Genomic DNA, 14231 nt, shown 5'->3' with positions numbered 1-14231 from the left:
TCCGCACGGACACCGCTCGCCGGCTTGGGTCAGATGACTGCTTCGCGGTATCCGGCGACGTCCGGGTGGCCGGGCGGCTCCTCGCACCCGCCGTCGACCGCGGCCGCGGGGCGCTCCCGGCGCCCCGTGCCGCGTTCGCACGGGGCGGCGAGCGGGTCGGCCACCGACTGCATCTGCTCGGCCAGCCGCCCGACCAGGGCGGGGTCGAGCCGGTCCATGACGCGTCTGCGCGCGCTGGCGAGATGCGCCGGATAGGCGCCGGCCAGCCGCAGCCGGCCCGCCCCGGTCAGCTCGGCCACGTATCCACGGGCGTCCGTGCAGTGCCGCCGCTTGGTCACCAGGCCCAGGTCACGCAGGTTCTCCACCACCCTGGTGATGCGGCTCGCGGACAGGGCCGCCGCACCGGCCAGTTCGGTCATGCGCAGGCTGTTCCCGTCGGCCTCGGAGAGGTGGGCCAGCACGATGTACTGCGTGAGCGAGAGGCCCGTGGCACAGAGCAGGTCCTCGTCGAGCGCCCGGGGCAGTGCCACCAGCATTCGCTGCAGCGCACGCCAGAGGCGTTCCTCGTCGTTGTCCAGCGGATACGCGGGTCCCGGCGGCTGCGGTGACACGTGCTGGCCTCCCTTCGCATGTCCGGCCCTGCCACTGTCCGACCTTGCCACTGAAGCACATATTACTTGCTTGACAAAGCATTCCGGCGCGACCAAGATACTTGCCAAGGCAAGCAACAGCGCCGCAGCGGACCAGCCGCGCGACGCCAACCGAGAGGCCGGAGAGGCATGAGCGTCGAACTGCCCCCCGCGGGGACCTACACGGTCGATCCGGAGCGGTCGTCCATCGGCTTCACCACGCGGCACATGTTCGGTCTGGGCAAGGTGCACGGCACCTTCCGGGTGGCGTCGGCGAGCATCACGGTCGCCGAGCCGGTCACCCGGTCGACGGCGCACGCCGTGATCGAGGCGGGCAGTTTCCACACCGGGACGCCCCGCCGTGACGAGCACGTGCGCTCCGCCGCGTTCCTGCACGCGGAGCGCCACCCCGAGATCCGGTTCGAGTCGGCCGGGGTGAGCCGCGGCACGTCCGGCGCCTGGGTCGTCGAGGGGCACCTGACCGTCCGGGGGCGCCGCGAGCCGGTCGAGCTGACGGTGGACTCCCTGTCCGTCGAGAACGGCTCGCTGAAGATCTCGGCCTCGGCGACCGTCGACCGGTACCGCCACGGGCTGACCGCGGCGAAGGGCCTCGCCGCGCGGCAGCTGCGGCTCACCCTGTCCGCCACCGCCCATCCCGCGGCCTCCGCCGCCCGGAACACCACGACCCAGGCGGCGCCCGCCGCCGAGAGCGCAGCACAGCGAGAGGAACTCCCCATGTCCCCCAAGATCGCGGTCATCTACTACTCGTCGACCGGCACCGTGCACGAGCTGGCGGAGGCCGTGGCCGACGGCGCCCGCAAGGAGGGTGCGGAGGTACGGCTGCTGCGCGTGTCCGAGCTCGCGCCCGAGGAGGCCATCGCGGGCAACGACGCCTGGTCGGCGCATGCCGCGGCCACCGAGGACATCCCGATCGCCACGCCGGCCGACATCGAATGGGCCGACGCCGTCGTCTTCGGCACCCCCACCCGGTTCGGCAACATCGCCAGCCAGCTGAAGCAGTTCATCGACACACTCGGCGGGCTGTGGGCCCAGGGCAAGCTGGCCGACAAGGTGTACAGCGGCTTCACCGCCACGGCCACCGCGCACGGCGGCCAGGAGTCGACGCTGCTCGCGCTCTACAACTCCGTCCACCATTTCGGCGGCATCCTCGTCACCCCCGGCTACACCGACCCGGTGAAGTTCGTCGACGGCAACCCCTACGGCACCAGCCACGTCAACGGACAGGGCGCGGTCCCCGTCGACGACACCGCCCGCGCCGCCGCCGTCTACCAGGGCAAGCGGGTCGCCACCATCACCGCCCGCTTCGCGGCGGCGTAACCACCGGCCGGCCGGGGCCACGCGAGCGACGGCCCACCGGACGGACCGTGTGCCCGGCGGCAGGGGGCTGCCGCCGGGCACACGGCCGTGCGGGCACCGGCCCCGGACGGTCCGGTGCGGCCGTCAGGCCTCGCCCCTGCGGGCCAGCCACTCCTTCTCCTGGCCGGGTTCGGGCAGGACGCGGCCGCCCTCGACGGCGGAGCGGGCGGGGGCTGTCCTGGAGTACGACCATGACCCGGACCGGACGATCGTGCCGGGGTCGGGGCCCGGGCCCCGACCCCGCACTCCGGCGGCCCAGGGGTCCCGGCTTCGGTCATCCGACTGGGTGCGGAACTGCGGCGGGCCGCCACCCGGCCGCGCGGCGGCCGGGCCCGTCGTTCCGGCGGGCGCTTCAGCAGGCGCTTCAGTCATCGGACGGAAGGCATGGCGGCGGTACCCGGGTGAGTATGGGCGGGATCCTCCCGATATCGGGCCCGGTACGAGAACTGGCAGGTTGCCATGACCGAGCAAGCCACCGTCCGAAGCGTGACCTACGATCTGCTGCGCTCTCTCCGACTCACCACCGTCTTCGGGAACCCGGGCTCCACCGAACAGCCGTTCCTCCAGGAGTTCCCGGCGGACTTCACCTACGTGCTCGCCCTCCAGGAGGCCTCCGTCATCGCGATGGCGGACACCTTCGCCCAGGTCACCGGCAGGCCTGCGCTGGTCAACGTGCACTCCTCGGCCGGGCTGGGCAACGCCGTCGGCAACCTGGTCGCCGCCTATCACGGCGGCACCCCGCTGATCGTCACCTCCGGCCAGCAGCACCGGGAACTGCTGATCGGCGACCCCTACCTGGGCAACCGGGAGGCGACCACGCTGCCCAAGCCATGGGTGAAGTGGTCGTACGAGCCCGCACGCGCCGAGGACGTGCCCGAGGCGTTCCTGCGGGCCTACGCGACGGCCCTGCAGCCGCCCGCCGGTCCCGTCTACCTGTCGATCCCCATGGACGACTGGAAGCGGCCGCTGTCCGGCTTCACGCGCATGCGGACCTTCAGCGACCGGGTGCTGCCCGACCCGGACCGGCTGCGGAGCTTCGCCGACCGCATCTCCGCGAGCAGCCGTCCGGCGCTGGTCTTCGGGCCGGAGGTCGACAAGGCCGGCGGCTGGGACGTGGCCGTCGCCCTCGCGGAGCGGCTGCGCGCGGCCGTCTACGGCTCCCCGCTCCTCGACCGCGCCTCCTTCCCCGAGGACCACCCGCTCTTCCGCGGCCCCCTCGGCATGTCGGTCCGGACGATCAGCGACCGCCTGGCGGGCCACGACCTGGTGGTGGTGATCGGCGCGGAGGTCTTCCGCTACTACCCCTACGTCCCCGGCCCCTACCTGCCCGACGGCACCGAGCTCCTCCAGATCACCGGCAATCCCGACGTGGCCGCCGCCGCCCGCGTGGGCGACAGCCTGCTCGGCGACCCCAGGACGGCGATCGAGCAGCTGCTGGCCGCGGTCGCGGACGGTTCCGCCCGCACCGCGCCGCAGCCGATGGAGCGCCCGCGGGTGCTCCCCGAGGCACCGAACAGCCCGCTGACCCCGCCGGAGGTCTACGCCGCCCTGAGCAGCGTCAAGCCGGCCGACGCGGTCATCGTCAACGAGTCGACCTCCACGATGGCCCAGCAGATCGAGTGGCTGCCCACCACCCGCACCGGATCCTTCTTCGCCACCGCCAGCGGCGGCATCGGGTGGGGCACGCCGGCCGCCGTCGGCGTGGCCCTCGCCGACCGGGAGCGGGGCGTGACCCGGCCGGTCGTCGGACTGATCGGCGACGGCTCGTTCCAGTACTCCGTGCAGTCGGTCTGGACGGCGGCGCAGCACCGGCTGCCCGTCGTCTACGTCGTGATGCGCAACCAGGAGTACTCGATCCTCAAGTCGTTCGCGGTCCTGGAGGAGACCCCGGGCGTGCCCGGCCTCGACCTGCCGGGGCTGGACATCGCGGGCGTGGCCCGCGGCTTCGGCTGCCGTGCGGTCGACGTCGACACGACCGAGGACCTGCAGCGCGAGTTCAAGGCGGCCCTGGGCGCGGACACCACCACCGTCATCGTGGTGGCCACCCAGCCCCAGAAGGCCATGCTCTAGGCGGGGCCGTCGGCCGGCAGCACGGAAGACGGGAGCGGAGATGGATCTCGGACTGAAGGACCGCGTCTACATCGTCACCGGCGGCACCCGCGGTCTCGGCCTGGCCGCCGCCCGGGAGCTGACCTCCGGCGGTGCCAAGGTGGTGGTCAGCGGGCGCAGCACGCACTCGCTGGCCGCGGCCGAGGCGGAGCTGGGCGGCCCCGGGCAGGCCGTCGGGGTCGTCGCCGACAACGCCGACGCCGGCACGCCGGACCGGCTGCTGACCGCGGCGCGCGAGGCGTTCGGCGGGCTGGACGGCGTGCTGATCAGCGTCGGCGGCCCGCCGACGGGCACCACGGACGGCATCGACGACGAGCAGTGGCGCGCCGCCTTCGAGTCGGGCTTCCTGGGCGCGGTGCGGCTGTCGCGGGCCGTCGCCGCGCGGCTCGGCGAGGGCGGGGTGATCGGGTTCGTGCTGTCGACCTCGGTGTACGAGCCGATCCCCGGCCTCGCCGTCTCCAACGCCCTGCGGCCCGCGCTGGCCGGCTACGCCAAGACCCTCGCCGGGGAGGTGGGCCCGCGGGGCATCCGGGTGGTCGGGCTGGTCCCGGCGCACATCACAACCGACCGGACACTCGAACTCCGGTCGATCACCGGCGACGCCGGCACCGCCGCCGCCGGCATCCCGCTGCGCCGCCTCGGCACTCCGGAGGAGTTCGGCCGCACCGCCGCGTTCCTGCTGTCGCCGGCCGCGGGCTACGTCACGGGCACCATGGTGACGGTGGACGGCGGAACTCGGGCGGGTTTCTAGCCGTTCCGCCGTCCCGGCGGTCGGTCCTGGCCGCCGAGGGCGGCGGGGGCGCCGTCTAGACGGACACCGGCGGTACCAGTCGGCCCCGGGAGATGAGGGATGCCGCCTTCTTGAGGTGGCGGAGGCTGATGCTGACCGCGTAGCCGTCGATGCCCGGGGTCGCGGCGATGCGGGTGGTCAGGAAGCGGTAGAAGTCCTCGGGGTCGCGGGTGATGACGCTGACCATCAGGTTGTGCTCACCGCTGATGGCGCCGGCGAAGGGAACCTCGTCGAGCCGGGCGGTCTCCGCCCCGACCCGCTCCAGGTGGGCCGGGGCCACCCGCAGCCAGAGGATGGCGTTCAGCCGGAACCCCAGCCGCTCCGGGAGCAGTTCGACCTCGTACTCCAGGGTTCCGGAGTCCTCCAGCGACTCCAGCCGGCGGGCCACCCGGGACAGGGACCAGCCGGTGAGTTCGGCGAGCCGCGTGTGGGTGGTACGGCCGTCCTGGGCGAGGGCGTCGAGCAGCGGGGCGTCCTCGGCGGCCGGCGGGGGCGGCGGCCCGGGGGCGGGCGGCGGGCGCTCCGAGGTCAGCTGCCGGACCTGCCCGGGGTCGAGGTTGTCGCCGTAGCCGGTCCAGCCGGCGCTGCCGGGAGCGTCGTAGCCGTGGATGATCAGGTCGATGCTGACGTCGAGGACCGAGGCGGACCTGGGCAGTTGCCGGAGCAGTACGTCCTCGCGGGGCGCGTCGAGCGGCGAGCGCATGACACAGATGATCTCCGAGCCGCCCGAGGCCAGGTGGGCCCAGGAGATGTCGGGGCGCCGGGCGAGGGCGTCGGCGAGCGGGTCGACCCGGTCCGGGCGGCAGCGGATGCGGGTGACCCACTGCGCGGCGCCGTACACCCACGGGTTGACCAGCCCCACCACCCGCAGCGCCCCGGCGCGGCGCAGCGCCTGGTAGCGGCGGGCCGCGGTCTGTTCGGAGACCCCGGCCACCTCACCGATCCGCCGGAAGGGCAGCCGGGGTGCGCACTGGAGGGCGCGGAGGATCTTTCGGTCTACCTCGTCGAGCATGGTGGAAGTGTGCCATGACTGTGGGCGTGCTGGAGGATTCTGCGGTAGGGCGGCTACCTGCTTGGCGGATGCGCGGACGGGATCGGATGCTGTGGCGGCGGGTTTCCCCTCGGAAGCCCGTTCGACACAGGCCGCCGGACACGCCGGTGGCCTTCGACCGCGGTGCGGTGCGCCGCGAAGGAGTATCTCCGTGAACGTCACGACACCGGCGAGCGCGCCGGTCGAGCGGCGGGCGGCCACGATCGTCATGGCCTGCCTGGGCGTCTTCGTCGCCTATCTTCCGGTCACCACCGTCGCCGTGAGCCTGCCCGCCCTGCAGGCCGCGCTGAACGCCTCGACCGCCCAGCTGTCGTGGGTGCAGGACGCGTTCGTGCTGCCGATGGCCGCGTTCATCCTGACCGCGGGCGTCTTCGGGGACGTCCACGGGCGCAAGAGGGTGTTCCAGGCGGGCCTGCTGTTCTCGGCGGCGGGCGCGGTCACCGCCCTGTGCGCGCACTCGATCGAGGTCGTCTGGGCCGGACAGGCCCTGGCCGGCGTCGGCGCGGCCGCGCTGCTGCCGACCACGCTGGCGCTGATCAGCCACGCGGTGCCGGACCACCGGGAGCGCGGCAAGTTCATCGGCATCTGGGCCACCTGCCTGATGGCGGCGCTGGCCGTCGGTCCGCTGATCTCCGGTGTGGTCGTCCAGCACTTCTCCTGGCGCTGGATCTACCTGCCGACCGTGCCCGTCGCGCTGCTGGCCGTCGCCGTCGCGGCCCGGCAGCTCGCCGACTCGCGGGCACCGCACGGGCGCCGGCTGGACTGGCCGGGCCAGCTCACCGCGACGCTCGCGGTCACCGCCCTGGTGTACGGCGTGATCGAGGGCGGGGCCGGCTCGTTCACCGACGTCAAGGTGATGGTGGCGCTGTTCACGGCCGTGGTCGCCGGTGCCGGGTTCGTGCTGGCGGAGCGGCGCAGCGACAGCCCGATGCTGGACCTGAGCCTGTTCCGCAGCCCCGCCTTCACCGCCACCACGCTGGTCGCGATGACCAGCTTCCTGGCGCTCATCGGGTTCTTCTTCGTGCTCAGCCTCTACTTCGGCATGGTGCAGCGGCTGGACACCATGGCGGCCGCGTGGCGGCTGCTGACGGTCACCGGGGCGGCCCTGCTGGTCGGCGGGCCGGCCGGGCGGCTGATGCACCGGATATCGGCGCGGGTGATGATCACCGGCGGTCTGCTGCTGGTCGCCGCCGCGCAGTTCGCGCTGACCGGTCTGGCCGCCGACACCTCGTTCGGCTCGGCGGCCTGGCGGCTCGCCCTGCTGGGCCTCGGCATGGGCTTCGTCATGACGCCGATGACCGCGACCGCGGTGGCCGCCGTGCCGTACCACCTGGCGGGCATGGCCGCGGCCGGCAACAACGCCTTCCGGCAGGTCGGCGGCGCCCTCGGCCCGGCCGTCCTGGGCGCGCTGCTCACCACCCGGGCGCTGGACGCGCTGCCCGGTCACCTCACCGACGCGGGCGTCACCGGCGCGGTGCAGGACCGGATCGTGACGACCGCGCGGACGGACGGTCTCGGCGCGGTCGCCGGCCTGGACCTGGGCGCCCGGACCGGGCAGACGATGGGCGCGCTCGGCGACTCCTTCCTGGACGGCATGCGCCTGTGCCTGATCACGGCGGGGAGCCTGACGCTGCTGGCCGCCCTGGTCGCGGCGGTGCTGCTGCGCACACCCCGGCAGCAGCTCACGCTCAGGGCGGCCGGCCACACCACGGCCGAGAAGTCCTCGGCGGCGCAGGGCGCCTGACGGTTCACCGCACCAGGCAGGGCCGCTTGGCGTCGAAGGTCCAGCCCGCCACGAGGTACTGCATCCCGGCCGCGTCGTCCCGGCCCGCCCCGAGGTTCAGCTCCTCGTGGCGGGCATGGGCCGCGAGCAGCCGGTCCATGTCGAGCCGGACGCCGAGCCCGGGGGCGTCGGTGACGGCGACCTCGCCGCCGGAGATCCTCGGCGGTTCGACGGTGAGCCGCTCCTGTCCCTCCTGCCAGATCCAGTGCGTGTCCAGGGCGTTGTACTCGCCGGGGGCGGCGGCACCGCAGTGGGCCATCATGGCGAGCGAGATGTCGAAGTGGTTGTTGGAGTGGCAGCCCCAGGTCAGCCCCGTCTCGTGGCAGAGCTGGGCCACCCGCACCGACCCCTGCATGGTCCAGAAGTGCGGGTCCGCCAGCGGGATCGACACCGACTGCAGGGCGAGGGCGTGGGTGAGCTGCCGCCAGTCGGTGGCGATCATGTTGGTCGCGGTGGGCAGCCCGGTGGCCCGGCGGAACTCGGCGAGGATCTCGCGGCCGGAGTAGCCGGCCTCGGCCCCGCAGGGGTCCTCGGCGTAGGCGAGCGTGCCGAGCAGCGGGCGGCACAGCTCGACGGCCTCGCGCAGTGACCAGGCGCCGTTGGGGTCGAGGGTGATCCGGGCCCCGGGGAAGCGGTCCTTCAGCGCCTGGGCGGCCTTGACCTCCTCGGCCCCCGCCAGCACGCCGCCCTTGAGCTTGAAGTCGCGGAAGCCGTAGCGGTCGTAGGCCGCCTCCGCCTGCTGGACGATCGCCTCCGGGGTGAGGGCCTCCTCGCGGCGGATCCGGTACCAGGGCACGTCGGAGCCGGGTTCACGGAGGTAGTCCAGGCCGGTGCGGTCGGGGTCGCCGACGTAGAAGAGGTAGCCGAGGACGCGTACCGAGTCGCGCTGCTTGCCGTCGCCGAGCAGGGCGGCGACGGGTACCTCCAGGTGCTGGCCGAGCAGGTCGAGGAGCGCGGACTCCACGGCGGTGACGGCGTGCACGGTGGTGCGCAGGTCGAAGGTCTGCGCTCCGCGCCCGCCGGCGTCCCGCCCCGCGAACTCCTCCCCCACGGCCCGCAGTACCCGCTTGTAGTCCCCCAGCCCGGCTCCGACCACCAGGGATCCGGCGTCCCGCAGGGTCCGGGTGATCGCCTCCCCGCCGGGCACCTCACCGAGCCCGGTCCGGCCCTCGGAGTCCTCGACGACCACGACGTTCCGGGTGAAGTACGGGGCGTGCGCACCGGAGAGGTTCAGCAGCATGGAGTCCCGGCCCGCCACCGGGTACACGGAGAAACGAGTGACGTAGGGCTGTCTCATACGCAGACAGTATCTACATATGAAGACGAGCACCAGGGATGCGGTCGCTCCCTCAGCGGGCGCCCGGAGTGACCAGTCCCGTCTCGTAGGCGACGACCACCGCCTGGGCGCGGTCGCGCAGGGAGAGCTTGCCGAGGACACGGGAGACGTGGGTCTTGACGGTGGCCTCGGAGAGGTGGAGGCGGGCGGCCGTCTCCGCGTTGGACAGGCCCTGGGCGAGCAGCCGCAGGACGTCGAGTTCACGGGGGGTGAGGTGGGCGAGGTCGCGGTGCAGGGCGGCGGTGCCGGCACCGGCCCGGGCGAACCGTTCGACGAGGCGGCGGGTGATGGCGGGCGCCAGCAGCGCGTCACCGGACCGGACCGTGCGGACGGCGGCCGTCAGGTGCTCGGGGGTGACGTCCTTCAGCAGAAAGCCGCTGGCCCCGGCGGACAGCGCCGCGTACACGTAGCGGTCGAGGTCGAAGGTGGTCAGCATCAGGACGCGCGGCGGGTCGGGGGCGGCGAGGATCCGGCGGGTCGCCTCCAGGCCGTCCAGCTCGGGCATCCGGATGTCCATCAGGACGACGTCGGGCCGGGTGCGCCGTACCGCGGCCACCGCCTCGTTGCCGTCCGTGGCCTCCGCGACGACCTCGATGCCGTCGGCGGCCAGGATCAGCCGGAAGCCGGTGCGCACCAGGGCCTGGTCGTCCGCGACGACGACCCTCGGCGGATCCGCCGGCGAACTCACCCGCGCTCCAGGGGTATCAGGGCGCGGACCCGGTAACCGCCCAGCGGCCGCGGCCCGTTGCTCAGGGTGCCGCCCTGCACGGCGAGCCGCTCGCGCAGTCCGACCAGTCCGCGCCCGTTGCCCGTCGCGGCGCCCGGTCCGGGGGTACCGCCGGAGTCGGTGACCTCGACGCGCAGTTCGTGCTCGCCGTAGTCGACGCGTACGTCCGCCCGCGCACCGGCCGCGTGTTTCAGGGTGTTGGTGAGCGCCTCCTGCACCACGCGGTAGGCGGTCAGTTCGACCCCGCCGGGCAGCAGCCGGACCGTTCCGGAGACCGAAAGCTCCACGGGGGTGCCGGTGCCGCGAGTCCGGTCGATCAGGGGGCCGAGCCGTGCCAGACCCGGCTGCGGCTCCAGCTCCGTCTCCTCCGGGTCGTCCATCGTGAGCAGCCCCATCACCTGCCGCAGCTCCCCCATCGCCGTACGGCCGCCCGCCTCCACCGCGAGCAGCGCCTCGCGTGCCTGCTCGGGCGAACGGTCCATGATCTTCCGGGCGGCGCCGGCCTGGATGACCATCACGCTCACGTTGTGCGTCACGACGTCGTGCAACTCCCTGGCGATCCGGGCCCGTTCGTGCTCCACGGCGCTGCGCAGCGCCTCGGCCTGCCGTCGCTCCACCTCCGCCAGCCGCATCCTGCTCTCGGCCGCCCGCACCTTCCAGCTGCGCAGCCCGACCGTGGCCACGACCAGCGGCGCGGAGATCATCAGCGGCACGTACTGGGTGGGCACGGTCGGATCGACGCCGAAGGGCGTGTGCGGTACCGACTTCCCGATCACGAAGGTGAGGAGCACGGCCACGGCGAGCGTGGCCGTCGCCGCCGGCCGGTAGGGGCTGTAGGCGGCCGCGCTGTAGGCGGCGACGACGCAGGCGTAGAAGGTGAGCCGGCTGACGTCGGCAGGAGTGAGCGCGTTCGCCACCAGCACGATCCACAGCACGGCCAGCGGGTAGCGACGGCGCCAGACGAGCGGCACGCAGGCCAGGAACACCAGGCAGACCAGCCCCGCCATGCTGTGCCGGTGGGCCTGGTCGTCGAGGTCACCGGTCGTGTACCGGAGGGAGGAGACCAGGAGGATCAGGGCGAGGGCGGCGTCGAAGAGCCGGCCACGCACGGTGGGGACGGGTACCGCACCGCTCGGCTCGGTCAGCGCGCGCAGCCGTACCCGGTGCCGCTCCCGGATCGGCTCCCCCGTCCGCGTGGTCGTCATCGCCCCATTCTCGGCGCGTGCGGCTCCCAGGGCATCCCTCCACCGACTACATCTCAAGGATGACCCGGCGGCCCGTACCTCCGGCAGGGTACGGCGATTACCCCCGGCGCCCGTCGTGCCGGCCCCGGCCCGTTCCCTAGCGTCGGCGGCCACCGAGGGACGGAGGCCCACCGATGACGGCACCGCTGATCGAACTGCGGGACGTGACCCGGCGTTACGACGCCGGACCGCCCGCGCTGCTGGACGTGACCCTGACCGTGGCACCCGGGGAGGCGGTCGCCGTGCTGGGTCCTTCCGGCAGCGGGAAGTCGACGCTGCTGAACCTGGTCGCGGGCCTGGACCGGCCGGACGAGGGCACGGTGACCGTGGACGGCGTCCGGGTGGACGGGCTGGGCGAGGCGGGCGCGGCCCGCTACCGGCGGGCGAAGGTCGGGATGGTGTTCCAGTTCTTCAACCTGCTGGACGACCTGACGGTCGCCGACAACGTGGCGCTGCCGGCCCGGCTCGCCGGAACGGGACGGCGGGAGGCCGCCCGCCGGGCCGGGGAACTGCTCGACTCGCTGGGCATCGCGGCGCAGGCGACCGCCTACCCCGGCCGGCTCTCCGGCGGTCAGCGGCAACGCGTCGCGGTGGCCCGGGCGTTGATGAACCGCCCCGCACTGCTGCTGGCCGACGAGCCGACGGGCGCCCTGGATTCCGCGTCCGGCGCCGACGTGGCCCGCCTCCTCCAGGAGCTGAACGCCGACGGCCAGACCCTCGTCCTGGTCACCCACGACCACGGCCTGGCCCGGGCCTGCACCCGGCGCACGGTCCGTCTCGCCGACGGCGGGATCACCACCGACGTCACGACGGAGGCGGTCCGATGAGCGCGCTGCTCGGGGTCGTCCGGTCGGGCATGACCCGCCGCCGTACGCAGACCCTCGTCGTCACCCTGGCCACCCTGCTGGCGGTGACGGCGTCCGTGCTGGCCGGTGCGCTGCTGGCGGCCTCCCGGGCGCCCTTCGACCAGGCCTTCGCACGCCAGCGGGGCGCCCAGCTCGCCGCGCAGTTCGACGCGCGCCGGACCACGACGGCCCAACTCGCCGCCTCCGCCCGTGTCCCGGGGGTCACGGGGTCGTCCGGCCCGTTCCCGACGGCCACCGTCACGCCGGACCATGCGGGCGCCCTGTCGGTCGTCGGCCGCGCGCGTCCCGGCGGGGCGGTGGACCGGGTCACGCCGACCGAGGGCCGGTGGGCGCGGCGGAGCGGCGAGATCGTACTCGCGGCGGACTCGGACGGCCCGCCCGTACGCCTCGGGGAGACACTGGAGTTCCCCGGCCTGCCCGGCGGCCCGACGCTGACCGTGGTCGGTATCGCCCGCTCGGTGAGCCGTACCGCCGACGCCTGGGTGGTGCCCGCGCAGCTCCCGGCACTCACCAAGTCCGGCCGCCCCGACGGCTATCAGATGCTGTACCGCTTCGCCCACGCGGCGACCGGCGCGCAGGTCGCCGCGGACCGCGCGGCGGTGGCGGCGGCCGTGCCGAGGGGAGCGCTCAGCAGCGCCCGGTCCTGGCTCGCCACCCGGCAGTTCGCGACCCGCGACATCGCTCTGTACGTCCCGTTCCTGGTCGCCTTCGGGGTGCTGGGCCTGGTGCTGTCGGCGCTGGTCGTCGGGAACGTGGTGGCCGGTGCGGTGGGCACCGGGCTGCGCCGGATCGGTGTCCTCAAGGCGGTCGGCTGCACTCCGGGCCAGGTCGTCCGCGCGTACGTCGCGCAGGCGCTGGTCCCGGCCGCGATCGGCACCGGGCTCGGCGTGGTCGCCGGGCAGGTGCTCGCGGCGCCGCTGCTGGCGGACACCGCGGCCGTGTACGGCTCGGTCGGACTCGGGGTCTCCGCCGGCGTCGACCTGGCGGTCGCGGGCGGGGTGCTGGGCGTGGTGGCCGGCACGGCGTGGCTGAGCGCCTGGCGGGCCGGGCGGCTGCGCACGGTCGACGCGCTGGCCGTGGGCCGGACCCCGGCACCGGGCCGGGGCCGATGGGCCGCCCGGTCGGCGGCGCGGCTGCCGGGGCCGCGGGCGGTGGGCCTCGGGCTGGCGCGGCCCTTCCACCGGCCGGCTCGGACCGCCTCGATGGTCGCGGCGGTCGTCTTCGGCACGGCGGCGGTCACCTTCGCCGTCGGGATGGCCGCGTCCCTGGGCGAGGTGATCACGGCCAAGAACCACAACGCGGCGGACGTGACCGTGAGTGCCGGGCGGACGCGGCGCCCGGCACCCGTCGGGCCGGGCGCCGTCCCGGTGACGGCCGCCCAAGCCGCCGCGGTGCAGGCCGCGATCGCCGCGCAGCCGGGTACCCGGGACCAGTACGGCAGCGCCGAGACGGAGGCCAGGGTCGCCGGGGTGACGGAGCGGGTGCCGGTGATCGGCTACGACGGTGACGCCTCCTGGGGCGGGTTCGTCATGGTGTCGGGACGCTGGATCCGGGCGGCGGGCGAGGCGGTGGTGGCGACCCCGTTCCTGACCGCGAGCGGGGCCCGGGTGGGCGACACGGTCACCCTCACCGTGAACGGCTCGCCGGTGCGGACCCGGATCGTCGGCGAGGTCTTCGACGTCGGTGAGCAGGGCATGCGGGTGTTCACGGACCTGGCCACGCTCCGGACCGCCGATCCGGGCCTGCAGCCCGCCGAGCGCGCGGTACGGCTCGGCTCCGGCACCGACCCGGGGACGTACGTGCATCGCCTCGACGCGGCGCTGAAGCCGCTCGGCTTCACGGCCACCGCGGCCAAGTCGGTCAACGGCAGCGACAGCGTGGTCGCCCTCGACACGCTGGCGGCCGCACTCACCCTGATCCTGGTGGCGGTGGCCGGACTCGGGGTGCTCGGCGGAGTCGTCCTCGACACCCATGAGCGCATCCGCGACCTGGGCATCCACAAGGCGCTCGGGATGACACCGCGGCAGACGGTGACGCTGGTGATCGCCTCGGTCGTCCTGCCCGGCCTCGCGGGCGGCGCGCTCGGCGTCCCGCTGGGCCTGGTGGTGCACCGCACGGTCATGCCCGCCATGGGCGACAGCGCGGGACTGCGCCTGCCCGACGTGGTCCTCGACGTCTACCGGACACCGGAACTGCTCCTCCTCGCCCTCGGCGGGACGGCGATCGCGGTCCTCGGCGCGCTGCTCCCGGCGGGCTGGGCGGCCCGCGTCCGGACGGCGACGGCACTGCGCGCGGAGTAGATCAACGCCCGGTTCTGGA

General features: G+C 74.2%; 12 protein-coding genes and 1 pseudogene. 7 read left to right on the top strand and 6 right to left on the bottom strand.

Annotated elements, in window-relative coordinates; genetic code table 11:
• Positions 1–29: 29 nt before the first annotated feature.
• Positions 30–611, bottom strand: a complete 582-nt coding sequence (locus tag ACFZB3_RS24295; protein WP_391378351.1) for a MarR family transcriptional regulator — start codon at positions 609–611, stop codon at positions 30–32.
• A 168-nt stretch (positions 612–779) separates the two neighbouring features.
• On the opposite strand from ACFZB3_RS24295, the pseudogene ACFZB3_RS24290 reads away from it, so the two are divergent.
• Together ACFZB3_RS24290 and wrbA are read left to right on the top strand one after the other, a co-directional pair.
• A pseudogene (locus tag ACFZB3_RS24290) lies at positions 780–1265 on the top strand (YceI family protein); the annotation flags it as partial.
• A gap of 99 nt (positions 1266–1364) precedes the next feature.
• On the top strand, positions 1365–1967 hold the full coding sequence (gene wrbA, locus ACFZB3_RS24285) for an NAD(P)H:quinone oxidoreductase (RefSeq protein WP_391378864.1): 603 nt from the start codon (positions 1365–1367) through the stop codon (positions 1965–1967).
• A gap of 123 nt (positions 1968–2090) precedes the next feature.
• On the opposite strand, the gene ACFZB3_RS24280 is transcribed toward wrbA, so the two are convergent.
• Positions 2091–2378, bottom strand: coding sequence for a hypothetical protein (locus ACFZB3_RS24280; RefSeq protein ID WP_391378348.1), 288 nt, complete (start codon positions 2376–2378; stop codon positions 2091–2093).
• Between the two features lie 114 nt (positions 2379–2492).
• Here ACFZB3_RS24280 and mdlC point away from each other — a divergent pair, with 114 nt between their 5' ends.
• A complete protein-coding gene (mdlC, locus tag ACFZB3_RS24275; RefSeq protein ID WP_391378346.1) occupies positions 2493–4076 on the top strand; it encodes a benzoylformate decarboxylase in 1584 nt (527 codons plus the stop codon).
• 40 nt (positions 4077–4116) lie between these two features.
• Positions 4117–4866, top strand: a complete 750-nt coding sequence (locus ACFZB3_RS24270) for an SDR family oxidoreductase (RefSeq protein WP_391378344.1) — start codon at positions 4117–4119, stop codon at positions 4864–4866.
• Between the two features lie 55 nt (positions 4867–4921).
• Here the strand turns inward: ACFZB3_RS24270 and ACFZB3_RS24265 are convergent, their stop codons facing one another.
• Positions 4922–5917, bottom strand: coding sequence for an AsnC family transcriptional regulator (locus tag ACFZB3_RS24265; protein WP_391378342.1), 996 nt, complete (start codon positions 5915–5917; stop codon positions 4922–4924).
• Between the two features lie 190 nt (positions 5918–6107).
• On the opposite strand from ACFZB3_RS24265, the gene ACFZB3_RS24260 reads away from it, so the two are divergent.
• A complete protein-coding gene (locus tag ACFZB3_RS24260; protein ID WP_391378340.1) occupies positions 6108–7700 on the top strand; it encodes an MFS transporter in 1593 nt (530 codons plus the stop codon).
• 4 nt (positions 7701–7704) lie between these two features.
• Here ACFZB3_RS24260 and ACFZB3_RS24255 read toward each other — a convergent pair whose 3' ends face one another.
• Genes ACFZB3_RS24255 through ACFZB3_RS24245 form a run of 3 tightly spaced genes read right to left on the bottom strand, consistent with a single transcriptional unit; the run spans position 7705 to position 11007 of the window.
• Positions 7705–9036: an enolase C-terminal domain-like protein gene (locus ACFZB3_RS24255; RefSeq protein ID WP_391378338.1), complete on the bottom strand. Its 1332-nt coding sequence runs from the start codon at positions 9034–9036 to the stop codon at positions 7705–7707.
• A 52-nt stretch (positions 9037–9088) separates the two neighbouring features.
• Positions 9089–9763 carry a response regulator gene (locus ACFZB3_RS24250; RefSeq protein ID WP_391378336.1) on the bottom strand — a complete coding sequence of 225 codons (675 nt, stop codon included), beginning with the start codon at positions 9761–9763 and terminating at the stop codon, positions 9089–9091.
• Positions 9760–11007, bottom strand: coding sequence for a histidine kinase (locus tag ACFZB3_RS24245; protein WP_391378334.1), 1248 nt, complete (start codon positions 11005–11007; stop codon positions 9760–9762). The genes ACFZB3_RS24250 and ACFZB3_RS24245 overlap by 4 nt, the downstream gene beginning before the upstream one ends.
• Positions 11008–11180: 173 nt before the next feature.
• Here ACFZB3_RS24245 and ACFZB3_RS24240 point away from each other — a divergent pair, with 173 nt between their 5' ends.
• Positions 11181–11873 carry an ATP-binding cassette domain-containing protein gene (locus ACFZB3_RS24240; protein WP_391378332.1) on the top strand — a complete coding sequence of 231 codons (693 nt, stop codon included), beginning with the start codon at positions 11181–11183 and terminating at the stop codon, positions 11871–11873.
• Positions 11870–14212: an FtsX-like permease family protein gene (locus tag ACFZB3_RS24235; RefSeq protein ID WP_391378330.1), complete on the top strand. Its 2343-nt coding sequence runs from the start codon at positions 11870–11872 to the stop codon at positions 14210–14212. The genes ACFZB3_RS24240 and ACFZB3_RS24235 overlap by 4 nt, the downstream gene beginning before the upstream one ends.
• Positions 14213–14231: the final 19 nt, after the last annotated feature.

Origin of the sequence: Streptomyces sp. NPDC008092, assembly GCF_042957285.1 — a bacterium.
Classification (GTDB): Bacteria; Actinomycetota; Actinomycetes; order Streptomycetales; family Streptomycetaceae; genus Streptomyces.
The sequence above is the reverse complement of the archived record's forward strand: the minus strand, read 5'-3'. Positions and strand labels throughout refer to the sequence as shown.